Raw genomic sequence first — 23,131 nt, 5'->3', positions numbered from 1 at the left:
GCCGACAGCCGCGTTCCGACCTCACGCGGCGGGAATCGTCTTCTGCCCAGCCTCGTCCGTTCTTGTGATCGCTTGAGACCGCTCCATCTCGTCCGAGCCAGCGGCGTTGCATTGCTGGAAGTAGGAAGACAACTCGAGATCGGCCAGGTGATCCCAGTATTCTGCTTCTGCGAGCAGCTTCCATTTGTTCATGCTGTTGTATGCGGCCTGTTGACGGCACAGCGAACCCATCGCACGCAAGCGTTGCACCTTCTCCACTGCGAACCTCCTTCGCGCGCTTGTTTGTTTACAGGCGCATTTGTGTTGTCACAGCTTTGCAGATTGAATTGACGAGTGATAGTCCGGTGTTTGACGGTCAATCGATGACAGCGCAATCGTCTGACTTTTCGCGAAGTAGTCGAGCCGAACGACGCGGACATTGGCGGCAGCAAGAGGCGCTGGGCAGAATGGCAGCGCGTCCGGCGGCCCCCCAGAGGCCTAAGTCGCCGGTGCATTCCATTTCAGGACTGAAATCTTAATTGTGAGCGGCCTTCCCTGGATGATGGTTAACTTGCAATTAGACCGGGCCGGACAAAGTTTGATCCCGAAACTATTTTGGCCCGGCACATTGGACTGCAAGACCGCCTTCCGGCGGTCTTTCCTTTCGCCGCAATGAAACGGGTCTCAGGCGGGACCACGCCGGCTCGGCAAAGGTCGCCAGTCTTGCACGACGATCACAACAATGGCCCCGACGGATGACACGTCGGGGCCATTCAAGATCATCAGGCGTGGGTACATCCGCCGAGCCTGCTGATCGTTGATGCCACCGATTACCACATCCGATCTGGCACATACTGTGGCGAGGCTGCGGCATCGGGGTGATGACATTCTGCCTGAAAGCTGATGGCTGTCCACCTCATCATTGGTGGTACTCCCAGCTCGCTGACCAACACGAGCTGCAGCTCGATCTCCGCTGCCGTCGCGGCACGCACCTTCCGCTCCGTTATCGCTACCCTGGTGCGCTCAAGCCCCTCCGCAAGAAGTGCACCCACGCTGACCCATATTGAGTTCGTCATCCCGCGTCATCGTCGCTGAACCTTTGCGGGATTTCCGGGACCAAACTCTATAGGCTGCAAGAACGACGGCTTTTCTGCTGTGAACCGGCCCGACCATTGTGAAGTGACAGTTTGATTTTTTGGCGCTGCATTAGCGCAAGAGAGGTCCGTTATGGACCGAACAGCTGGCAAGAACGTCAGTTGCCGTGCCATACAGTGTCATTCGCCAGGATGGCGCCGCTGCGGCATTCTCATTGTTGCGATGCTCTGTACCGCATGCACTCTCCTGTTTGCGAGCGAAGCCAGAGCTCAATGCACGGCGCGAGATGTCCTGCAGAACCAACTAAGGCTCAAGAAAGCTCCGTCAGCTGACAGGCCGCAAATCCCGATTAAATCCGCCGTCGATGTTCCCGTGTGGAAGACGATCACAATCGGGACGTTTGCAAATTTCTTTGCCCTCAGTAACGCAATGGATGCGGTAGGTTGCGGCATCGGAAACTCGGCCGGCGAAATTCTCGCACGACCGACCTTTACCCTTCGCGACACGAAAACAAGCGTAAAGCTTTTTGCGGTCTCGGCAGCCGAACTCGGCTTTAAGACCGATACCGCGTCGCTGGCGGACATTTATGCGCGCGCCAAGCAGCTGGGTTTCGGACTCGCGGCCGCAGAAGTCGGGCCACAGCTGAGGCTGCAATATTTTGACCAGCCGATCGGCGAATTTCTCATCATCGGAATGGAGCCGATCAGGACGTGGAAGGGCGCCCCCGTCATCTTGAATGTAGCCAATGGCGGAGCGGGACTCATTCTCATCGGCCAGGATGGCAGCGCCGACGCACAGATCTCCGTGGTATCCCGCTTTGTATTTGTGCGGACCAATGAAGGCGCACCTCCCGAGGAGCAGGAGGCCGTAGCACTAGTCGGCCGCTGAATTTCCTGGTGTGCGCAGCGGCCTCGGCTTGCGGGCACAAAGCTCAGGGGAGTGTCTGCCATGACACAAGCGTCGATCAAAGTCGGCATGATCGCGGAGGAGACCGGAGCACTTTCGTTCATGGGCCGCGCAAACGCCAACGTGGCAAGGATGGTGGTTGACGAGATCAACGCCAATGGCGGCCTGCTGGGGCGGAAGATCGAACTCTACCTCGAGGACGGTGCAACGACCGACGCGGTCGCGGAGGCCAAGGCGGCCAAGCTTGTGTTGCAGGACAAGGTGGATGTGATCTTCGGCGGCATCTACAGCTCCACGCGGCAGGCCATCAAGGGCCCCGCCGTCGTGAAGGGCAGGACGCTCTACATCTACCCCGAGCAATACGAAGGGCAGGAATGCGACCCGCTGATCTTCTGCACCGGCCCGGTGCCGGCGCAGCAGCTCGACCCGCTCATTCCCTGGCTGATGCGCAAGACCGGTGCCAGGACATTCTACCTGCCGTCCGCAGACTACATCTGGCCGCACGTGATGAACGAGAGGGTCCGCCGGCTCGTCACCGCCAATGGCGGCAGCATCGTCGGCGAGGCCGTTTCGAGATCGTCGAGAGCCTGGGGCCTATCGCGCCGGACGAGGCGATGGTGCCGTCCGTCGCGGAGTTCGGCCGGAGACCAATAGCGTAGTCAGCCCATCAGGCAGGGAGCGTGAGATGAGTGTCCCGTCTCCAGTCAACGAGAGTCTCCTGAGCCAGCGTCTCGCCGCGCTCGGAGCGGCAAGAAGCTGGGCACCGAATGTTCTGCCGGAGCTCGAGCACTTCATCCGGACCGCCGACGACTATGATCTTCTTCGCGTCAACCCCATCCAATACGGCGGCGCCGTCCGCATGTCCGAGGCCGACGCGATCGAGCTGTTCGTGCACGCTGCCAAGGTGGGCCTGTTCGATATGGACTGGCTGCTGATCTGCGCCTATTGCCCGCAGGTCGCCGGCAGCTTCCGCGAGCTCGACCAGGTCCATCCACGCTTTCAGTGCGCGTTCTGCAACGCGATCAACGATGTGGCGCTGGACGACTATATTCAGGTCGCATTTACGGTCTCGAGCGGCGTCCGCGACATCATATTCCGCCATCCCGAAAGGCTGTCTGTCGAGGATTTTTACCTGCGCTACAACTTTTCCAAAGGCTTCATCGCTCCGCACGGAATGACGCATCAGCAGCTCGTTGCTGCGCTCTCACGGGGATTCGCCGATATCGAGGCGCATGAGCACCGCAGCTTCGACTTCGAGGTCACGGCTGGCCGCTTCGAGGTGCTGGATTTGAGCCACAAACTCCTTCTGGTCTTCTTCGCGGACGGGGAGCCGGCAGAACCGCAAGAGACGCTGGTCCAGCTCGAGTCGGGTCGCTTTCTGCTGCCGGACCGGCCGACGGCACCGAAAGACATGGTCCTCGGCGACGGACGCTTTTCGTTCCGGCAGACGGCCGACCTCCGCCCGGGTAAGCACACCATCCGGATCGAGAACTGCACCGACGATCGCGGTCGCTTCTGGTTCGTCCAGTATCCCCCAGGTTTCGCGCCCCATCTGGTCGAGTATGAACCGTTTCTTTCCGGCAAGCGGCTGCTGCTCACCCCGAGCTTCCGCGAACTCTACAAGGCGCAGCTGGTGGATGAGGGCGAGAGCCTCAATATCTCGGACATGACTTACCTGTTCACCGATCTGAAGCAGTCGACTCCGCTGTACGAAAGCGTCGGTGACGTGAACGCGTATTTTCTGGTTCGCCAACACTTCGAGATCTTGAACAGGATCATCCGGGAACGATCCGGCACCATTATCAAGACGATCGGCGACGCAGTCATGGCCGGGTTCGAGCGTCCGCAGGATGCCGTTTGCGCCGCCATCGAGATGATCGAAGAGCTGTCGCGATTCAACCAAACCGCTTCGCGGCCGCTGGGCCTCAAGGTCGGTGTCCACAGGGGGCGGGCGATTGCGGTGAATCTCAACGACCGGATCGACTATTTCGGACAGGACGTGAATATCGCCGCACGCGTGCAAGGTCTCGCCGATGTCAACGAAGTCTGCATCAGCGCAACGGTGATGGAGTCACCGGGCGTCGCTGACATCGTCAAATCACGCTCGGTGTCGTGCAACTACGAGAACCTGAAGGGGGTCGGTCAAAAGATGGAAGTCCATCGCATGACAATCCCGCCGACGCAGACTTGAACGACCGCAATCCTGCCGCGAGCAGCGGGCCGAAGGCCCGCTTCAACGGCCCGCATGCCCCGTAAGGGCAGCGCTCGTGAGGCCTACACCACCGTCCTGTGCCGCGCGATGCAGGTGCGCAGCACCTCGTCCATCGGCTTGGCCCACCAGTCGTTGGAGAAGATCTCGATCTCGGAATAGCCGGCAAAACCCTGCGCCTCGACCGCTTTGCGCACCGATTTGATGTCGATGACGCCGTCGCCCATCATGCCGCGGTCGTTGAGGATGTCCCTGGTCGGCACCAGCCAGTCACACACATGGAAGGCAAGCAGGCGATCCCTGCCCGCGCGCGCGATCTGGCTCATCAGCTCCGGGTCCCACCAGATGTGATAGACATCAAGTGCGACGCCGAGCATGCCGGTGCGGCCGGGGTCGAGCCGGTCGCAGATATCGAGCGCCTGTTTTGTGGTGTTCACGCAGGCGCGGTCGGCGGCGTAGGCGGGGTGCAGCGGCTCGATGGCCAGCGGCAGCCTTGCCTGCCTGGCATAGTCGAGCATGTCGGCAAGCGCCTCCTCGACCTGCCCGCGCGCACCCGCGATGTCCTTCGACGGCTCGCTCCCCGGCCGCGAATATTGCGGCAGGCCGCCGACGACGAGAACGACGCACGGCGCTCCCAGCGCCTTGGCCTCGTCGACGCAGCGGCGGTTGTCGTCGCGCACTTCGCCCCGGCGCGAGGCATCGGAGGTGAACATGCCGCCACGGCAATAGCCTGACAGCTCGAGGCCGGCATCGCGCACCGCGCGCGCGGCACGGTCGAGACCGACGGATGCGACCTGGTCGCGCCAGGGGTCGATGGCGCGGATGCCGTGCTTCGCACAGGCATCGATGATCGCGACGAGGTCACCCTGCTTGCGGACCGTCGCCGTATTCAGCGACAGCCAGCGGTGGTCGGACGAGAAATCGCGCATCAGGATTCGATCCCGTGCGAGGCCAGCACCGTCGTCATCCGCCGCGTCGCCAGCTCAGGATTGGCGAGCAGGCCGGCCTGATCGGCCAGCCGGAACAGCTCGGCCAGATGCAGCATCGAACGCGCGCTCTCCTGCCCGCCCACCATGGTGAAATGATCCTGATGGCCGTTCAGATACGCCATGAACACCACGCCGGTCTTGTAGAAGCGCGTCGGCGCCTTGAAGATGTGGCGCGACAGCGGCACGGTCGGTCCCAGCACGTCGTGGAAGCCGGCCTCGTCACCGGCAGCCAGCCGCGACAGCGCGTAGGACGCCGCTGGTGCGATCGCATCGAAGATGCCGAGCAGCGCGTGCGAAAAACCTTGGCTATCGCCGGCGATCAGCTCCGCGTAGTTGAAGTCGTCGCCGGTGTACATCTTGATGCGCTTGTCGAGGCGACGACGCATGTCGATCTCGCGCTGCTTGTCGAGCAGCGAGACCTTGACGCCGTCGACCTTGGCGGCGTTGGCGTTGATGATAGCCACCGCAATGTCCATCGCCTTGTCCAGATCCTTGGTACCCCAATATCCCGTCAGCGCCGGATCGAACATGTCGCCGAGCCAGTGGATGATCACGGGCTCGCGGACCTGCGACAGCACGCGGTCATAGACCTTCGCATAATCGTCGGCATTGCGGCCGAGCTTTGCCAGCGCGCGCGACGCCATCAGGATGATGCGGCCGCCGACCTTCTCGACCGCCGAGATCTGCTCCTCATAGGCCCGGATCACATCGTCGATGGTCCGGGCATCCTCCACCGCGAGATGGTCCGTGCCTGCGCCGGAGAACACCAGCGCGTTGCGACGCTTGGCGGCGGCGACCGAGCGCGTGATCAGCTCCAGCGAGGTCGGCCAGTCCAGCCCCATGCCGCGCTGCGCGGTGTCCATGGCTTCGGCGACGCCGAGACCGAGGTCCCAGACATGCTCGCGGAAGGCGATGGTCTTGTCCCAGTCAACGGACACCGAGAGCCAGGGATCGTTGTCGGCGAAGGGATCGGCGACCGTGTGCACGGCGGAGAACGCGATGCGGTTCAGCGGGCCTTCGAGCCTCGCCGGGAACGTTCGCGAGGCCGCGAGCCGGTAGGTCTCGATTGAACGATCGGCTTTCGGCAGCTTGAGCGACAAGGACGACATTGAAGGAGCAGGCTTGGGCAGGACGGGCTTGTTCATGCTTCCCTCCTCAGGCCTTGATCGGGGCGACGTCGATCCAGCGCCGCTCCTTCCAGCTCTTCAGCGCGCATTCGGCGAGCTGCACGCCCTTGGCGCCTTCGAGCAGGGTGAACTTGTAAGGCGCGTCCTCGTAGACGTGACGGATGAACATCTCCCACTGTTCCTTGAAACCGTTGTCGTAGGAGACGTTTTCCGGCAGCTTCTGCCAGTCGCCGTAGAAATCATGCAGCCGCTTTTCGTCCGGATTCCACACCGGCCTCGGGGTAGCCTGCCGCGCCTGGATCATGCAGTCGGTGAGCCCCGCGACCGCCGAGCCGTGCGTGCCGTCGACCTGGAAGGTGACGAGGTCGTCGCGATAGACGCGCGTCACCCAGGACATGTTGACATGGGCGATGACGCCGCCCTCGAGCTGGAAGGTCGCGTAGGCGGAATCGTCCGCGGTCGCCTTGTACTTCTTGCCCTGCTCGTCAAAACGCTCGGGGATGTCGGTGTTGCCGATGCAGACCACGCTCTGGACGTTGCCAAAGAGGTTGTCGAGCACGTAGCGCCAGTGGCAGACCATGTCGAGGATGATGCCGCCGCCGTCCTCGTCGCGGTAGTTCCAGGACGGCCGCTGCGCCTCCTGCCAGCCGCCCTCGAACACCCAATAGCCGAACTCGCCGCGCACCGAGAGGATGCGGCCGAAGAAGCCGGAGTCGCGCAGGAAGGCGATCTTCTTCAGGCCGGGCAGGAACAGCTTGTCCTGCACGGTGCCGTGCTTGACGCCCTTGGAATTGGCGAGCTTGACGACCTCGAGGGCCTCCTCGAAGTTGGTCGCGATCGGCTTCTCGCAATAGACGTGCTTGCCGGCATTGATGGCCTGGGTCAGCAGGCCCGGCCGCGCCTGCGTGGTCGCGGCGTCGAAGAACATGGTGTCGTTCTTGTCGGCGAGCGCCGCATCGAGGTCGGTGGTCCAGCGCGCGATGTTGAAGCGCTTTGCAAGCGCCTCGACCTTCTCGGCGCTGCGGCCGACCAGGATCGGATCGGGCATGATGCGGTCGCCGTTCTTCAAGCGGACGCCGCCCTGGTCGCGGATCGCGACGATCGAGCGGATCAGATGCTGGTTGAGCCCCATGCGGCCGGTGACGCCGTTCATGATGAGGCCGAGGCGTTGGGTGGTCATGCCAATTGCTCCTGAAGTGATGTTGGCTGTTCGAGCGGGCGGAGCGCGGACCAGTCCGGATGGACCGACGTCGCAAAGCCCGCCGCATGAAGCGATCCCGTCAGGAGATCGCCGTCGTGAATGGAGAGACGGATGCCCTGCCCGGCATCGGCGTAGAGATCGGGATGTGCAGCCGCGAAGGCCGCAGCTTCAGCGGCCGGCGTCTCACCGAAGCCGTCGACGTAGTGGTGGCCGTTGCGTTCGGCGTGGGTGACGCCGAGGAAGGCGCCGAGCGCAAGGTCCTGCTGCACGGCAAGGCCGGCCTGGCAAGTGAGGTCCTCGCCGGTGACGAAGAACTTTTCGCCGCCCCCGCTCCATTTTGCCGCGCGCGTGGCGTTGACGATGGACTTGTAGAGCCCCTTGCAGGATTTCGAGGAGATGCCGTGATAGCCGAGAGCCCGAGCGGCAGGGAAGGCATCGTAGGAATCGTCGGCCTCATCGATGATGAAGCCGCGCGCGGCGAGCGAGCCGAGCGGGGACTGCCGCGTGATATCACGCGGCATCGGCTGTTCGACATAGAGCAACCGAGAGGCGATCGGCCGCAACGCGGAATCATGATCGAGCCGATCCATCAGCGCCTGCAACGCCGCGAGATCTGCGTATTGCTCGTTCGCATCGAGCGTCACCTTGTAGCTGCGCTCAAGTGTATCGAGCTCCTTGCCGATCCGCGCCAATCGCGCTGCATCGGCTGCGGGATCGCCCGACAGCTTCAGCTTGAAGTAACTCGCGCCGGCGTTCTCATGAGCGTCGGCGACGCCGCCCTTGCCCTCCACGGTATCGTCGAGGCCGACGGTATGTCTGATAGCAACGCGCGGCAACGGCTTCCGACTGGACAGAAACGCCGCGATCTCCGCGTCCTTCAGGTCGGGCGATAGTCGCGCATCGATGCCGGCAACGTTGCCGGCCATTCCGTCGAAAAAGCCGGTCTCAACGCCGCGCAGCAGCGCATCGAGGATCGCCTTGTCGATCTCCGCCGGGCCATAAGCCGCCGCAAGCGCCGGAATGTTCTTCTTCGCGCAGGTCGCGATCTGGGCACCAATGCACGCGGCATGGAGATCGAACGCGGTCAGGAACCCGGTCCGCGCCAGATAAAGCCCGCGCGCAATTTCCAGGGATCGTCGCAGACCGTCGACCGTCTGCGCCGGAGAAAACTCCGGCCGCTTGTCGAACCATTTCGGCACCAGCAGCTCGGCGCTGGCGCCGACGGCGCTTCCCCTGCCCTCGACCTCGATCTCGACCCGCACGAACAGCTGCGTCGTCGCGTTGATGGTGATGGCGCCAAAGCGGAACGGCCGCGCGAACTGCACGGGACGTTCGAAGAAGGTGATATCTCGAAGCTTCAGGCGCGGCGCCATGGCTTTAATCCAATGCCCCTTGCGAGAAGAAATGCTTGCGGATGCGCTGCACCAGTTCGGTGAAGACCGGGTCGGCCATCACGTCGAGCGAGCGCGGGCGCGGCAACGGCACGTCGTAGATCGCGGCGACCGCACCGGGCCGCTCGGTCATGACCAGCACGCGGTCGGCGAGGAACACGGCCTCGGGAATCGAATGCGTGATCAGCAGCACCGTCTTCCTGGTCTCGCGCTGGATCCGCATCAGCTCGACATTCATGCGCTCGCGCGTCAGCGCATCGAGCGCGCCAAACGGCTCGTCCATCAGCATGATCTTGGGATCGTGCACCAGCGCGCGGCAGATCGAGGCCCGTTGCTGCATGCCGCCGGAGAGTTGCCAAGGCAGCTTCTTCTCGAAACCTTCGAGCCCGACCAGCTTCAACAGCGCCTTGGCGCGTTCGAGATATTTTTGCCGCGGCAACCGTTTCATGTCGATCGGCAGCATCACGTTGGACAGGATGTTGCGCCACGGCAAGAGCAGCGCGTTCTGGAACACGATGCCGACATTGCCGTGCGGCTTCGTCACCTTCTCGCCCTCGACCAGGATTTCGCCGGCCGACGGCGGCAACAGTCCCGAGATCAGCTTGAGCAGCGTGGACTTGCCGCAGCCGCTTGGGCCGACCACGACGAAGAACTCGCCCTCGTTGATGTGGAAATCGAGCGGCCGCAGCGACGGCACGTCGCCGTCGCGCGTCCGGTAGGTCTTCGACACGCCTGATAGCTTGATGCCCGATGCCTCGCCGGCGGCCCGGTCGCTCACCAGTCTCAGATGCGCGGCCGGCTGCACGGTGTCATTCGGTCTTGTTGCTGGGTTCATCTAACCAGGTCCACTCGACGATATGCCCGTCATTCCGGGGCGCCCAAAGGGCGAACCCGGAATCTCGAGATTCCGGGTCTGGTCCTTCGGACCATCCCGGAATGACGGTGTGTGTCGCTCACGAGCCGCTCTTCGGCAGATAGTCGTTGGTGTAGAAGGCCTTCGGGTTGTCCTTGGCCTTGGCGTCGAGCCCGCCATATTCGACCAGCAGGTTGACGGTCTCGGTCATGTTCTGGTCGGTGACCTGGAACGGCCGCTTGCTCTTGGTCTCCGCGGTCCGGTAGAGCGGAATGGTCAGCTCAAAACCCTGCGTCAGCGTGTCGATCTTGCCGCCCTTCGGGTTGGCATCGAGGATCGACTGCGCCGCGGCCTTCGGCTCCTTCTCGGCGGCCTCGACCGCCTTGGTCGTCGCCGACATGAAGCGGCGGACGAGATCGGCGTTGGCCTTCACATAATCGGAGTTGGCGATGATGCCTGACGAAACCATGTTGATGCCGTAGTCGGCGAACTTGATCGGATAGACGTCCTTGCCGGTCGCGTCCTTGATCTTCATCGACTGGTCCATGACGTAGCCGAGCAGCAGATCGGCCTGGCCGTTGATGACTGCGTTGAGCTTGGTCTGACCGTCGCCCGCAACCGTCTGGAAGTCGCTCTCCTTCAGGCCGGTCTTCTTCAGGAACAGCGGCCAGATCTGGGTCATGGAGTCGGCCGGCGTGATCGCCACCGTCTTGCCCTTGATGTCCTCGGGCTTCCTGATGTTCTTGTCGACGAAGCCCATGGCGGACATCGGTGAGGTCTGGAGCAGGACGCCGGTCGCGACCACGGGCGCGCCCTTGATGGCGGCGCGCATCATGGTGGGCACGTCGACATAGCCGAAATCGGCGGTCTTGGCGGCGACGGCCTGCGTGGTCGCAGCCGAGCCGCGGCCTTCCTGGATCTCGAGATCGATGCCCTCGGCTGCATAAATGCCCTTGGCCTTGCCGTAATAGAACGGCGCGTGCTCGCCATAGACGTACCAGTTCAGCATCAGCACGACCTTGTCGGCCGCCTGCGCCGGCATCGCCGCGAACGCCATCAGCGCCACCGATGCAGCCCCAATCCACCGCTTCATCGTCACTCTCCCTTGTCGTTATGTTTCGGCCGTTGGTGGCCGTTGCTTAAGTTAAGAGGCGAAAATCACGTCCTCGCGCTGGCTGACATGCCAGGGAATGACCAGCTTCTCGATCCGGTCCACGATCCAGAACAGCACGACTCCGAGCAGCGCGAGGATCACCAGCGCTGCGAACATCGTCGGCAGGTCGAACGTGCCGATCGAGCGCTGCATGACGTAGCCGATGCCGGAATTGGAGCCGACGAACTCGCCGACGACGGCGCCGACCACGGCGAGCGTCACCGAGACCTTGAGGCCTGAGAAGATCGCCGGCAGCGCATGCGGCAGGTTCACCGCGCGGAACACCTGGAAGCGGCTGCCCTGCATCGCGCGGGCGAGATCGACCATGTCAGGATCGACCGATTTGAAGCCCTGCACGGCGGAGACCACCACCGGGAAGAAGCCGAGGAGAAACGCGGAGATGACCTTGGGAATGATGCCGAAGCCGAACCAGACCACGAACAGCGGCGCGATCGCGATCTTCGGCACGGACTGCGAGAACACCAGCAGCGGATAGACGTAGCTCTCCACCGTCTTCGAGCCCGCGATCAGCATGGCGACGGGAATTCCGAACAGCGCCGACAGCAGGAAGCCGCAGACCGTCGCATAGGTGGTCGGCCAGGACTGGCGCAGCAGTTCCGGCCATTCGGTGCGCAGCACCGCGATGACATCGCCCGGCGACGGGATCTGGTAGGCGGGGATCCTGAACAGCCGGATCGCCAGATCCCAGGCGATCACGATGAAGACCAGGAACAAAAACGGCCGAACCCAGGCCGCATTCAGCATCTTGGACACCGCACTCTGCGGCTTCAATTCAGCCACGTCTCACTCCCGGCATTCTTCTTCGTTCTCGTTCGCACTTGGGAGAAATTAACTCGTTGGATAAATACTGTCCAGACCTTTCCCTGTGACGTTTTGCGCGGGGGTTCCCGGCAAGTTTGACAGCGTTTGGGATTGAAGGTCGCGCCAAATCCCCGATGTCGTCCTGGCGGAAGCCAGGACCCATTACCCCAGGGAGAAGTTTGGCGAAGACTGGTCGTTCGGGATTAGCGCCGCATACAATCGATAGATCACGCGGCATGGGTCCTGGCTTTCGCCAGGACGACGATGGGGAAAGAGTTTGCCTTAAACCGTCTGCACCACCGCGGCACGCTTCTTCGGCGCCTTGACGATCTCCAGCAACTCCGTGGACCGCCCCGTCAGCGCGGCCAGCACGAGGCCGGCCATGTGCGCGAGGCGCTCATCCTTGGCGTCCTTGGCCAGCAGATCGCGGCCGAAGATCACGCTTAGCGTCGCCGAGTTCGAGAGATAGAAGAAGCTGAGGGCCGCGATCGAGATGTAGAGCTGCACCGGATCGACCGCGACCTGGAAGTCGCCGCTCTCGACGCCGCGCCGCACCACGGTGCCGATCATCTCGACGAAGGGCGAGTGCATCGACTTGACCTTGGTCGAGCGCTTCAGGTGCTTGGCGCGTGCGAGGTTCTCGGTCTGGAGCAGCGAGAGGAACTCGGGGTTGCGCAGGAAATAGCCCCAGGTGAACTCGATCAGGCGGCGGATGGCCTCGGGCGGATCGAGATGTTCGAGATCGAGCCCGCGCTCCTCGCTGCGGATCTTGTCATAGGCGCCTTCGAGCACCGCGAGATAGAGCTCGTCCTTGTTGCCGACGTGATAGTACAGCATGCGCTTGTTGGCGCCGGCCTTGGCCGCGATGCGGTCGACGCGCGCCCCGGCAAGCCCATGGGCGGAAAACTCCTGCTTGGCGGCCTCGAGAATGCGCAGCCGCATCCCCTCGGGATCGCGCTGCCATTTCAGAGTTCTCTTTGCCTTTGCCAAACCGGGTGCTCGCTGGGGGCTCTCAAAGTACGCGTGTAACACGCGGGCGGGCGTTTGAGAATGTTTCGTCATTCCGGGGCGCGCCCGCTTGGGCGCGAGCCCGGAATCCATCGTGCAGCAGGGTCAATGGATGAATGGATTCCGGGCTCGTCGCTGCGCGACGCCCCGGAATGACACCCTCAATCCGCCGGCTTCGGCGAGCGCTCCAGGAGCACCGTCTGGATGCCGCAGGTGCCGTTCCTCACCGTCATGATCCGCGTGCCCGGCTTGCGGCCGTTGCGGACCTCAGTAACGTCGAGGCCGCTCGCGATCAGGCGGGCGCGCGTGGCGTCGATGTCGGCGACCCGCCAGCTCAGGCCCCAGAGACGGTCATGCGCGAGGTCACCGCCCGCCACAGGACGGCGCACCACCTCGACGATGAGGTCGCCGCAACGGAAGAACATCAGCTGGCCCCAATCCTGGTGCGAACGGTCGAGCGCGAGATCAAGCCCGAGCCGCGCGCCATAGAGCGCGGCGGCGCGCTCGGAATCCTCGGTGGTGATCACGACGTGGTCGAGCGCGTCGATCGGCGCGATGTCGGTCGCGACCGATCTGGGGCGCTCCTCGGCAAGCTCGAGGAAGAACATCCGCACGCCGCGCGTGAGTTCGGTGGCGGCGCGCGTGCGTTTCCAATGCAGGACGGCATCGGATTCAGAATCGCTGCTTTCGACCTCGGCAACCGGATCCGGCTTCAGGGCCACCCGCTCCAGCCGCCGGTGCATCCTGCTCATGTCTGCGACACGAAAGCACAGGCTGGCAAGCACGCCCTCTTGGTCGTCGAGCAGCGCGCGCATCCGGTCGGCGGTCACGCTGAAACCGCTCGGCGCCATCAATTCGATCGTCATGTTCTCGAGAGTGAACAGCACCCGGTCGGCCCCCTCACCCGAGTTCTGCCAGGCCGGCGCGCGGCCGAGCAGCGTCTGATAGGCCGCCTTGGCTGCACCGATATCCCTGACCAAAGCGACGACGTGATCGAGGCCGGTGATCATGTTCCCTCCCTCCCGACGGGGCCGGAACCGAACCTCCTGCGGGCGTCGGCTCTGCCCGGGCAACGCTGGCCCTGCCACGGTCGTATTCCGGCCCCATACCGACCTCAAGCGCCTATCGCCATGACTCTGCAAATATTTTGGCTCTGCGAATATTTTTGGCTCCCGCCGAAGCGGTGCTAAGGTAAGCAGCCGGCCGGGACCACCCAGCGCATCACGGACAACCAATGCAGGCTCTTTTTATCGGACAGACCTATATCGACGTCGTCTTCCTCACGGACCACATGCCGACCGGCGACGAGAAGCACGTGGCCTCGGATTACGCAGTCTCCTTCGGCGGCAACGCGGTCACGGCGGCGTTCTGCTGCGCCAAGCTCGGCATCGTGCCTGACCTGATCGCGACTGCCGCCAATGACTGGCTGGGGCGCATGTTCCAGGACATGTGCGCGAAATACGCGATCTCGCTGCATGCGCGAAAGGTGAACCAGTCCTCGCTGTCCTTCATCATGCCCAAGGACGGCAAGCGCGCAATCGTCCGCTGCCGCGACGATTCCCACATCCATCCCTTCCCGATCCTCAATCTCGGCAATTGCCGCGCGCTGCATGTCGACGGCCATCAGCCGGACGCCGCGATCCACTACGCTAAGGTCTGCCGCGAGGCCGGCATCCTGACCTCGCTCGACGGCGGCGGCCTGCGCACCAACACGCACGAGCTCCTGGAATTCATCGACGTCGCCATCGTCGCCGAGCGCCTGTGCGAGCAGATGGACCTGACGCCGGAGAAGATGCTCGATTACCTGAAGAGCCGCGGCTGCAAGATCGGCGGCGTCACCATGGGTGAGAAGGGTCTGCTCTGGTACAACGAGACAGGCGCGGTCGAGATCATGCCGGCGATGCCGATCCCGCGTGAGCGCGTGATCGACACCAACGGCGCCGGTGATGTCTTCCACGGCGCCTATGTCTATTCCTACCTCGCCCATCCCGGCAAAAGCTGGCGCGAGCATTTCGACTTCGCCCGCGCCGCCTCCACCTTCAAGATCCAGCGCCTCGGCAACGAGGCCGGCTTGCCGACCCTTGTCGACATCGCCAAGGTCAGGCACGAGTTCGAGGTCAAGGCCTAGTCTTCGCAGAGGTTCAAATGGGGCGCGTCTACGTCGCCGGCAGCATCAACATGGATGTGGTGGCGACGGCCGACCGCCATCCAAAAGTCGGCGAGACCGTCGCCGGCAAGCAGGTGCTGTATTTCCCCGGCGGCAAGGGCGCCAACCAGGCCGTCGCGGCCTCGCGGCTCGGCGCCCGGACCACGCTGATCGGCCGCCTGGGCAAGGATTCATTCGGCGCCGAGCTGAGGGCGTTCCTCGGCGGTCAGGGCATCGATCTCGGCTACGTTCAGGAGACGGCGGAGGCGCACACCGGCACCGCCATCATCACGGTTGCGGCGGCCGACAACACCATCGTGGTCATTCCCGGCAGCAATGCGCTGGTCGGCGCCGACGACGTCAGTGTCGTCCCGCTCGTCAAAGGCGATGTCGCCATCAGCCAGTTCGAGATTCCGCTCCCCACGATTGCCGCCTTCTTCCGGCGGGCGCGGGCGGCGGAGGCCACCACGCTGCTGAACCCGGCGCCGGCACAAAAATTTGGCCGCGAGCTGCTTGAGCTGGTCGACATCCTCGTGCTGAACGAGACCGAGCTCGGCTTCCTCGCCGGCACCGAGCTGTCCGACAACGACGAGGCCGCGCGGATCATCCAGGTCGCGCGGCAGCTTCAGGCGCGCGAGGACCAGACCATCTGCGTCACGCTCGGCAAGCGCGGCGTGCTCGCCCTCGCCGGCGACCAGGAGTTTGCGGTGCCCGGCCGCGTGGTGAAGGCGGTCGACACCACCGGCGCCGGCGATTGCTTCGTCGGCGCGCTCGCGGCGCAACTCGCCGACGAAGTCCCCCTGCGCACGGCGCTCGCCTTCGCCAACGCCGCCGCCTCGATCAGCGTGCAGCGCATGGGCGCGGGGCCGTCGATGCCGACGGCCGCGGAAGTGGCGGCGGCTCTGTAGAGCGTGGCGCTTCCTCCGCCTCTCCCCGCCTGCGGGGAGAGGGAGTAGAGTTCACGCCAGCGCGCTCTTCAGGTCAAAGCTCTCGTCCGCGGCCTGCTCCGGCGTGATCGAGCGGTCCATGCCCTGCAATCTGCGGCCGAACATGTGATCGCCGGCGCGGTTGATGGACTCGATGCCGACCAACTTGTCGCCCCTGTAGCAGAACGCCGAAAACGCCTTTTTGGCGGGATCGCCGCGCAGAACGACGCGATCGTAGCCGGTGGTGAGGCCCGCGATCTGGAGCTTGTCGTCACCCTGGTCGCTCCAGAACCAGGGATGGCTGTCGTAAGGCTTGCGGTCGCCGGTCAGCCGGGCCGCGAGGCAGCGGGCGTGATCGGTGGCGTTCTGCACCGATTCCAGCCGCAGCGAGCCGCCGAAGCGCGGGCTTGCGAACAGCGCGCAGTCGCCGATCGCCGAGATGTTGGGATCGGCCGTCGAGAGATATTCGTCGACGATGATGCCGGCAGCAACCGGCAGCCCCGCCTCGGCCGCGAGCTCGATGTTCGGCAGCACGCCGACGCCGACCACGACGAGGTCGGCGGGCAGATGCCTTCCGTCGCTCAAGGAGACGCCGGTGACCTTGCCGTCCTCGGCCTCGATACTGGTTGCCTGCACACCGAGATGAATGCGGATGCCGGCCTCACGATGCCGCGCCTGAAAATACTCCGAGACCTCCGGGGTCACCGCGCGCGCCATCACGCGCGGGGCGAGCTCGAGCACGTCGACCTCCAGCCCCTTGATCCGGGCCGTCGCTGCGAATTCGAGGCCGATGAAGCCGGCGCCGATCACCACCACCCGCGTCCTCGACGGCATGATCTTTCGCAGCGCCTCGCTGTCGTCGAGGATGCGCAGATATTTCACGTCGGGCAGATTGGCATTGGGCAGATCGAGCAGCCGGTTGCGCGCACCCGTCGCCAGCACGAGGTGGCCGTAATCAAGCATCTTGCCCGATGCGAGATGCAGCTTGCGCCCGGCGCGGTCGATCGAGACCGCGCGGCCCGCGATCAGCTCGATCTTCTGATCCGCATAGAATTTCTCCGGCCGGAACATCAGGCTCTCCGGCCCGGCCGAACCCTTGATGTACGCCTTGGACAGAGGCGGCCGCTGATAGGGCAGATGCGCCTCGTCGTTGATCAGGCAGACGCGATCGGAAAAACCCGCCTGCCGCAGGGATGCCGCGACCTGGTAGCCGCCATGGCCGGCACCGACAATGATCACCGGACCGCCAGTCATTGGAACAGCCCACTTCCGGAGACACGAGCGTGACCCATGTCGTCTCCTCTCATGCTGATATTGGCTTGGCTAGCCTAGGAGGAGCCGGCGCTCGTGTCCGTCCCTCAACGAAGGCGGCCCCATTTGAGCCTATCGTTCCGCCTTGCGCAAGAGCGGCGCGCGGGGATTGTCTCCCCTCGCCTTCTGCGATTTAGTTGCACGAACGACCTCATGCCGGGGATTTCCAAGATGCCAGCTCCCATCTCCCAACCCGACGATCCCGCCTTGCTGCGGATCGACGGCCCGATCGCGACCATCACGCTCAACCGCCCCGCCGCGTTCAACTCGATCAACCTTGCCATTGCGCAAAAGCTCGAGCAGCTCGCCTCCTATATCGAGGGCGACGACGCCATCCGGGTTCTGGTGATCGAGGGCGAAGGCCGCGCCTTCTCGGCCGGCGGCGATCTGCAGACGATTGGAGCTGCGGCCGAAGCGGGCACGGTGACGCCTGTCGTCGGCGAGCTGCTCAAGCACTATCACGCCTTCATCGAGACGATCCGGCGCATGCCGAAGCTGTCGCTGTCCAGCGTCCACGGCTCGGCCGCCGGCGCCGGCATGGGCCTCGCCTTCGTCACCGATCTCTGCATCGCCGCGGAGGACGCCAAATTCACGCCGGCCTATGCCAAGATCGGGGTGTCGCCGGACGGCGGCTCTACAGTGGGCATCGTCGGCACGGTCGGCTCCCGCCGCGCGCTCCAGATCTTCCTGTCGGAGGACAATTTTACCGCGCAGCAGGCCCATGAATGGGGCCTGGTCGCGAAGATCGTTCCCGCGACCGAGCTGAAGGCGGCGACGCGGCAGCTCGCCGAGCGTCTGGCGCAGAACCCGCCTGCCGCGATCGCCGGCACCAAGTCGCTGGTCTACCAGGCGGCCACCACGCCAGTGAAACAGCAGCTCGACGCCGAGGAGCACAAGATCATCATGGCGATGAACACGGAGGAGTTTCGGCTCGCCGTGAAGAAATTCACGAGCAAGGGCAAGTAGCGCTACTGCGGACAGATATAGCCCGTCCCCGCCGGCGACTTGAAGCAGCCGACCGACTCCGGCAGCACGTGGCGCGGCAGCCACAGCACGACGCTCGGGAAATAGATCGCGAACGCGATCGTCGCCAGGAATACCACATAGATCGGCAATGCGGCGCGCAGGGCCTTGGCAAAGCTGATGCCGACGAATTTCGACGCCATCAGTAGCACCAAACCATAAGGCGGCGTGATCAGGCCGAAGGCGAGCGTGGCGATCAGCACCACCCCCATATGCACGGCATTGATGTCGCCCGCCTCGGTCAGCGTGTTGACCAGCGGCATGAAGATGATGATGGTCGGCACCGGCTCGATGAAGTCGCCGACCACGGTGAACAGCAGCACCATCAGCAGCATGATCAGGTGCGGATCGTGACCCGCGATCGAGGTGATCAATTCGGCGATGTAACTGGCGCCGCGCAAGTAAGCGAGCATCCAGCCGAAGGCGTTGGCGGCGCCGATGGTGATCAGCGGCAGCGAGAAGATCAGCCCGGCGAGGCAGAAATCATAGGGGATCTTCCTGAAGTGGCCGCGGTTGAGCGCGGGGATGACCACGAGGACGATCCAGGCCACCGCGACGACGCCGGCTTCGGTGGGCGTGAACCAGCCCGTCAAGATGCCCCCTAGCAGGATCACCGGGATCATCAGCGGCAGGGCCGCATCGCCGGCCGCGAACACCACCTGCCGCAGCGGCGCGCGCGGCTTGCGCAGGCCGGAGGGGCCGAAGAAGTAGCAGTAGATCATCAGGCCGATGCCGATCATCAGGCCCGGCACCACGCCAGCCATGAACAGGCCGGCGATCGAGACGTTGCCGACCGCGCCATAGACCACCGCCGTGATACTCGGCGGCACCAGCGCGGCGATCGTCGAGGCGGATGCGATGATCGCGGCGATGAAAGCGGGCTCATAACCCTCGCGCTTCATCGGGCCGCCCAGCGCGCGGCTCATCACCGCAACGTCGGCGGTGGTCGAGCCCGACATCTCCGAGAAGAACATGCTGAAGACGACGACCACCTGGGACAGCCCGCCCCTGATGTGCCCGACCAACGACACCGACAGGTTGGCGATCCGCACGACCACATTGGCCGAGCTCATGAGCTCGCCGACCAGCAGGAAGAACGGGATCGCCAGCAGCGCCTCGGAATCGACGCCGTCGAAGATCTTCTGGATGATGGCGGCGAGCGAGACGTCGGACAGGATCGCGCCGATGAAGACGCCGGCCATCAGCGAGAACGGCACGGGCACGCCGAGATAACCGAAGGACAGGAAGCAGATCGACATCAACGCCAGGACGACAGGTGCGCTCATGGCTGCGCCCTCATCTGCGCCTCTGTAAGGCCGGGCGCGGCATCCTCGCCCGGCGGCTCGGGATGGTCAAAGCCGTTGCGCAGGCCGTTGACGAGCTGCTCGATGGTGAACAGGCCGATCAGCACGCCCGAGAGCGGGATGATCGCGTAGAGCGAAGCGATCGGCGTGCCCGACGGCAGGCGAAAACTGCCGAAGCCGCGGAGATAGTTCTGGTAGCCGTACCAGATCAGGCAGAAGGCGACGCCGAGCACGACCAGGCGGATGATGACTTCGACGATCAGCCGTGGCGTTCCATGCATCGCCTCGGATATGGCAGTGAGATAGAGGTGATCGTTGCGCCGCGTCGCGGCCGCCGTGCCGACGAAGATCGCGTAGATGAACAGAGTCGAGGTGACTTCCTGAAGCCACAGCCAGGGATGGCCGATGGTGCGGGTGACGATGTCGGCGGTCACCGACAGCGAGAAGCCGAAGCAGAGCACGCCGCACAGGATCATCAGCGCAAGCTCGAGCCAGTCGAGCCCGCGCCATTTCAGGTGGCGTTGGCGCTGAACGAGCAGTTTGTCGGCGATGGCCATTTACGTCCCCGTCGTCCCGGGCCTAGTGCAGAATGCTTCAGTTGAATCGGCGACTGCTGGTTGGGTGAACCTCTCCCGCCTGCGGGAGAGGTCGGCGCGGAGCGCCGGGCGAGGGCTGCCTCCTCATTGGGAGTCTCTCCGCGGAGACACCCTCTCCCCTACCCTCTCCCGCGAGCGGGAGAAGGAGCGCACCGTCTTCCGGCATCACGTTAGTTAACCGACCGGATCAAATTCTTGATCTTCTCGGCATGCGGGCCGAGCTCCTTGGCGAGCTTGTCGAGATAGGGATCGGCGATTGCCGTAAAACTCTTCTTGTCGACATTGTCGACGATCTTGACGCCCATCTTCTTCAGCTTGTCGGCCGCCGTGCGCTCGAGATCGAACGCCTTCTGCGGCTCCTTGGTGCTGATCTCGTTGGCCGCCGCCTGCACCCACCCCTTCTGCTCCGCCGACAGACTCTGCCAGAGCTTGTCGGAGATGAACACCAGCGCGTTGTTGGCTTCGTGCTCGGTGATGTTGAGGACCGGCGCGACCTCGTAGTGCTTGTTGACGAGGTAGACGTTGATGCTGTTCTCGGCGACGTCGACCACGCCGGTTTGCAAGCTCGTGTAGACGCTGCCGAACGGCATGTGCACGGTCTGGGCGCCATAGGCCGGGAACATCAGGTCTTCGGTCGCGGTCGCCTGGACGCGGACCTTCAGGCCCTTGACGTCGCCGACATTGTGGATTTCCCGCCTGCTGTACATATGGCGCACGCCCTGCGAGCCGGTCGCGATCACGTGCAGGCCCTGCGTGGTCTCGTCGATCATGGTCTTGAGCGCTTCGAACACGCGGGGATCGGCCAGGCCCTTGACGACGTGGTTCTCGTCGCGGAACAGGAAGTGCAGCGACATCACGCCGGCCTGCGGCGAGATCGTCGCGGTGTTGGCCGAGGAGATGATGGCGAACTCGACGTCGCCGGCTTTGACGAGCTGGAGCACCTGCGGCTCCTGCCCGAGCTGCGCGCCGGGATACTGGTCGATGATCATGGTGCCCTTGCTCAATTCCTTGAGCTTGTCGGCAAAGAGGTCGCCCGCGATCGAATAGCCGGTGTTGCGCGGCTGGTCGTAGGCGAAGCGATAATGCTTCACCTCCTGCGCCCCGGCCGCCGTGACGAACAGCATGGCGGACAGAACCGCCAACCCACGCATGGATCGTGCAATCATCGTTTCCCCCTGTTTTATCGCCCGCCGCTTCAGCGGTCTGGGCGTTCGTTCGGGTGGTTGGTCACCCCTTCTCGGTCTGCTTCCCAGTCCTCTGCATGAAATCGAAGTCGCAGCCCTCGTCGGCCTGCATGATGGTCTCGTTGAACAGCCAGGCGTAGCCGCGCCGCGCCTCCTCGGGCGCCGCCGCCGGCTTCAAGGCGGCGCGCCGGCGCTCCATCTCGGCGGCGTCGACCAGCAGCTCGATGCTGCGCCTGGCAACATCGAGCCGGATCATGTCGCCGTTCTTCACCAGCGCCAGCGGCCCGCCGACGGCGGACTCGGGCGTGATGTGCAGCACGATGGTGCCGAACGCCGTGCCGCTCATCCGCGCGTCGGAAATGCGCACCATGTCCTTGGTGCCGCCGCGCGCGAGCTTCTTCGGGATCGGCAGATAGCCCGCCTCCGGCATGCCTGGCGCACCCTTCGGGCCGGCATTGCGCAGCACCAGCACGTCGTCGGCAGTCACGTCGAGATCGGGATCGTCGACCCGCAAGGTCATTTCCTCGACGGATTCGAACACCACCGCGCGCCCCGTGTGCTGCAAAAGCTTGGGGCTCGCAGCCGATTGCTTGATCACGGCACCGCGCGGGGCGAGATTGCCGTGCAGGACGGCAAGGCCGCCTTCCTTCTTGATCGGATTATTGCGCGGACGGATCGCGTCCTGGCCGGGCACGTCTTCCGCATTCGCCGCGATATCACCCAGCGTCTGGCCGGTGATGGTCTTCGCATCGAGATCGACGAGATCGCCGAGCTGCGCCAGCAGCTTCGGCACGCCGCCGGCGTGATGAAAATGCTCCATGTAGTGCTCGCCCGACGGCTTGAGATCGACCAGCACCGGCACCTCGCGGCCGATCCGGTCGAACACTTCGAGATCGAGCCGGTGCGGCGAGCGATGCGCCATCGCCGTCAGATGGATCAGGCCGTTGGTCGAGCCGCCGATCGCCTGGAGCACGACCTGCGCGTTCTTGAAGGATGCCGGCGTCAAGAGCTCGCTCGGCTTCGGGCCCTTGGTCTTGGCCATCTCGGCCGCAACCCTGCCGCTCGCCTCAGCGAGGCGGAAGCGTTCGGCATGCGGCGCGGGGATCGTCGCGCTCATCGGCAGCGACAGGCCCATCGCTTCGATCATGCAGGCCATGGTCGAGGCCGTGCCCATCACCATGCAGGTGCCGACCGACGGCGCGAGGCGGCCGTTGACCGCCTCTATCTCGGCATCGTCCATTTCACCGGCGCGATATTTGCCCCAGAGACGGCGGCAATCGGTGCAGGCACCGAGCACCTCGCCCTTGTGGTGGCCGACCACCATCGGCCCCACCGGGATGACAACGGTCGGCAGATCGGCGCTGATCGCGGCCATGACTTGGGCAGGCAGCGTCTTGTCGCAGCCGCCGATCACGATCACCGAATCCATCGGCTGTGCCCGGATCATCTCCTCGGTATCCATCGCCATCAAATTGCGCAGATACATCGAGGTCGGATGCGCAAAGCTCTCGGCGATCGAGATGGTCGGGAACACGAACGGCATCGCGCCCGACAGCATCACGCCGCGCTTGGCGGCCTCGATGATCTGGGGGACGTTGCCGTGGCAGGGATTGTAGTCGCTGTAGGTGTTGGTGATGCCGACGATCGGGCGCTCCAGCGCGTCGTCGGAATAGCCCATGGCCTTGATGAACGCCTTGCGCAGGAACAGCGAGAAGCCGGCATCGCCATAGCTCGTCAGACCCTTGCGCAAGCCACTCGTCATCATGCCACTCCATTCACCTTGCCATTGTCGTACAGGCTACCCCCTGATTGTCAATAACGCCGGCGCCTATGGTGGCAATTTCCGGCTCCCGGCACCGCCTGCGACACAAATTATTGACAATCCTCCCCTTCCCTGCTCCACAGGAC

At 64.0% G+C, this 23,131-nt stretch carries 21 protein-coding genes; 6 read left to right on the top strand and 15 right to left on the bottom strand.

Going from position 1 to position 23,131, the window contains the following annotated elements; genetic code table 11:
• Nucleotides 1-21: 21 nt before the first annotated feature.
• Entirely contained in the window at nucleotides 22-258 is a 237-nt protein-coding gene (locus AAFG50_RS13010; RefSeq protein WP_028174823.1) for a hypothetical protein, read from the bottom strand.
• 948 nt (nucleotides 259-1,206) lie between these two features.
• On the opposite strand from AAFG50_RS13010, the gene AAFG50_RS13005 reads away from it, so the two are divergent.
• Genes AAFG50_RS13005 through AAFG50_RS12995 form a run of 3 tightly spaced genes read left to right on the top strand, consistent with a single transcriptional unit; the run spans nucleotide 1,207 to nucleotide 4,171 of the window.
• Nucleotides 1,207-1,962: a hypothetical protein gene (locus tag AAFG50_RS13005; protein ID WP_028174821.1), complete on the top strand. Its 756-nt coding sequence runs from the start codon at nucleotides 1,207-1,209 to the stop codon at nucleotides 1,960-1,962.
• 60 nt (nucleotides 1,963-2,022) lie between these two features.
• A complete protein-coding gene (locus AAFG50_RS13000; protein ID WP_231166667.1) occupies nucleotides 2,023-2,634 on the top strand; it encodes an ABC transporter substrate-binding protein in 612 nt (203 codons plus the stop codon).
• Nucleotides 2,635-2,665: 31 nt separating this feature from the next.
• A complete protein-coding gene (locus tag AAFG50_RS12995; protein ID WP_028174820.1) occupies nucleotides 2,666-4,171 on the top strand; it encodes an adenylate/guanylate cyclase domain-containing protein in 1,506 nt (501 codons plus the stop codon).
• Nucleotides 4,172-4,254: 83 nt separating this feature from the next.
• Here the strand turns inward: AAFG50_RS12995 and AAFG50_RS12990 are convergent, their stop codons facing one another.
• The 9 genes from AAFG50_RS12990 to AAFG50_RS12950 form a co-directional block, all read right to left on the bottom strand.
• On the bottom strand, nucleotides 4,255-5,118 hold the full coding sequence (locus AAFG50_RS12990; protein ID WP_028174819.1) for a sugar phosphate isomerase/epimerase family protein: 864 nt from the start codon (nucleotides 5,116-5,118) through the stop codon (nucleotides 4,255-4,257).
• Nucleotides 5,118-6,323: a dihydrodipicolinate synthase family protein gene (locus AAFG50_RS12985; RefSeq protein WP_028174818.1), complete on the bottom strand. Its 1,206-nt coding sequence runs from the start codon at nucleotides 6,321-6,323 to the stop codon at nucleotides 5,118-5,120. Before AAFG50_RS12985 ends, AAFG50_RS12990 begins: the two co-directional genes overlap by 1 nt.
• 10 nt (nucleotides 6,324-6,333) lie before the next feature.
• A complete protein-coding gene (locus AAFG50_RS12980; RefSeq protein WP_028174817.1) occupies nucleotides 6,334-7,485 on the bottom strand; it encodes a Gfo/Idh/MocA family oxidoreductase in 1,152 nt (383 codons plus the stop codon).
• Entirely contained in the window at nucleotides 7,482-8,879 is a 1,398-nt protein-coding gene (locus tag AAFG50_RS12975) for a hypothetical protein (protein ID WP_028174816.1), read from the bottom strand. The genes AAFG50_RS12980 and AAFG50_RS12975 overlap by 4 nt, the downstream gene beginning before the upstream one ends.
• A gap of 4 nt (nucleotides 8,880-8,883) precedes the next feature.
• On the bottom strand, nucleotides 8,884-9,732 hold the full coding sequence (locus AAFG50_RS12970; RefSeq protein WP_028174815.1) for an ABC transporter ATP-binding protein: 849 nt from the start codon (nucleotides 9,730-9,732) through the stop codon (nucleotides 8,884-8,886).
• Between the two features lie 118 nt (nucleotides 9,733-9,850).
• Entirely contained in the window at nucleotides 9,851-10,843 is a 993-nt protein-coding gene (locus tag AAFG50_RS12965) for an ABC transporter substrate-binding protein (RefSeq protein WP_028174814.1), read from the bottom strand.
• 51 nt (nucleotides 10,844-10,894) lie between these two features.
• Nucleotides 10,895-11,704 carry an ABC transporter permease gene (locus AAFG50_RS12960; RefSeq protein ID WP_011085620.1) on the bottom strand — a complete coding sequence of 270 codons (810 nt, stop codon included), beginning with the start codon at nucleotides 11,702-11,704 and terminating at the stop codon, nucleotides 10,895-10,897.
• Between the two features lie 303 nt (nucleotides 11,705-12,007).
• Nucleotides 12,008-12,715 carry a TetR/AcrR family transcriptional regulator gene (locus AAFG50_RS12955; RefSeq protein ID WP_171463747.1) on the bottom strand — a complete coding sequence of 236 codons (708 nt, stop codon included), beginning with the start codon at nucleotides 12,713-12,715 and terminating at the stop codon, nucleotides 12,008-12,010.
• 179 nt (nucleotides 12,716-12,894) lie between these two features.
• Entirely contained in the window at nucleotides 12,895-13,743 is an 849-nt protein-coding gene (locus tag AAFG50_RS12950; RefSeq protein ID WP_028174812.1) for a VOC family protein, read from the bottom strand.
• Nucleotides 13,744-13,967: 224 nt separating this feature from the next.
• Here AAFG50_RS12950 and AAFG50_RS12945 point away from each other — a divergent pair, with 224 nt between their 5' ends.
• A complete protein-coding gene (locus AAFG50_RS12945; protein WP_028174811.1) occupies nucleotides 13,968-14,861 on the top strand; it encodes a sugar kinase in 894 nt (297 codons plus the stop codon).
• A 17-nt stretch (nucleotides 14,862-14,878) separates the two neighbouring features.
• Nucleotides 14,879-15,787, top strand: a complete 909-nt coding sequence (locus AAFG50_RS12940; RefSeq protein WP_028174810.1) for a ribokinase — start codon at nucleotides 14,879-14,881, stop codon at nucleotides 15,785-15,787.
• A gap of 51 nt (nucleotides 15,788-15,838) precedes the next feature.
• Here the strand turns inward: AAFG50_RS12940 and AAFG50_RS12935 are convergent, their stop codons facing one another.
• Nucleotides 15,839-17,059, bottom strand: coding sequence for an FAD-dependent oxidoreductase (locus tag AAFG50_RS12935; RefSeq protein ID WP_028174809.1), 1,221 nt, complete (start codon nucleotides 17,057-17,059; stop codon nucleotides 15,839-15,841).
• A gap of 228 nt (nucleotides 17,060-17,287) precedes the next feature.
• Here AAFG50_RS12935 and AAFG50_RS12930 point away from each other — a divergent pair, with 228 nt between their 5' ends.
• Nucleotides 17,288-18,082: an enoyl-CoA hydratase/isomerase family protein gene (locus tag AAFG50_RS12930; RefSeq protein WP_028174808.1), complete on the top strand. Its 795-nt coding sequence runs from the start codon at nucleotides 17,288-17,290 to the stop codon at nucleotides 18,080-18,082.
• 2 nt (nucleotides 18,083-18,084) lie between these two features.
• Here AAFG50_RS12930 and AAFG50_RS12925 read toward each other — a convergent pair whose 3' ends face one another.
• From AAFG50_RS12925 to AAFG50_RS12910, 4 genes are all read right to left on the bottom strand, one after another.
• Nucleotides 18,085-19,425 (bottom strand): TRAP transporter large permease, encoded by a 1,341-nt coding sequence (locus AAFG50_RS12925; protein WP_028174807.1) that lies wholly within the window; start codon nucleotides 19,423-19,425, stop codon nucleotides 18,085-18,087.
• A complete protein-coding gene (locus AAFG50_RS12920) occupies nucleotides 19,422-20,000 on the bottom strand; it encodes a TRAP transporter small permease (protein WP_028174806.1) in 579 nt (192 codons plus the stop codon). Before AAFG50_RS12920 ends, AAFG50_RS12925 begins: the two co-directional genes overlap by 4 nt.
• Before the next feature lie 209 nt (nucleotides 20,001-20,209).
• Nucleotides 20,210-21,205, bottom strand: coding sequence for a TRAP transporter substrate-binding protein (locus AAFG50_RS12915; protein ID WP_011085611.1), 996 nt, complete (start codon nucleotides 21,203-21,205; stop codon nucleotides 20,210-20,212).
• A gap of 61 nt (nucleotides 21,206-21,266) precedes the next feature.
• Entirely contained in the window at nucleotides 21,267-22,985 is a 1,719-nt protein-coding gene (locus AAFG50_RS12910) for an IlvD/Edd family dehydratase (RefSeq protein WP_039185017.1), read from the bottom strand.
• Nucleotides 22,986-23,131: the final 146 nt, after the last annotated feature.

The organism is Bradyrhizobium sp. B039 (assembly GCF_038965675.1).
GTDB classification, from domain to species: Bacteria; Pseudomonadota; Alphaproteobacteria; order Rhizobiales; family Xanthobacteraceae; genus Bradyrhizobium; species Bradyrhizobium diazoefficiens.
This window is presented reverse-complemented; position numbering and strand designations above follow the sequence as displayed.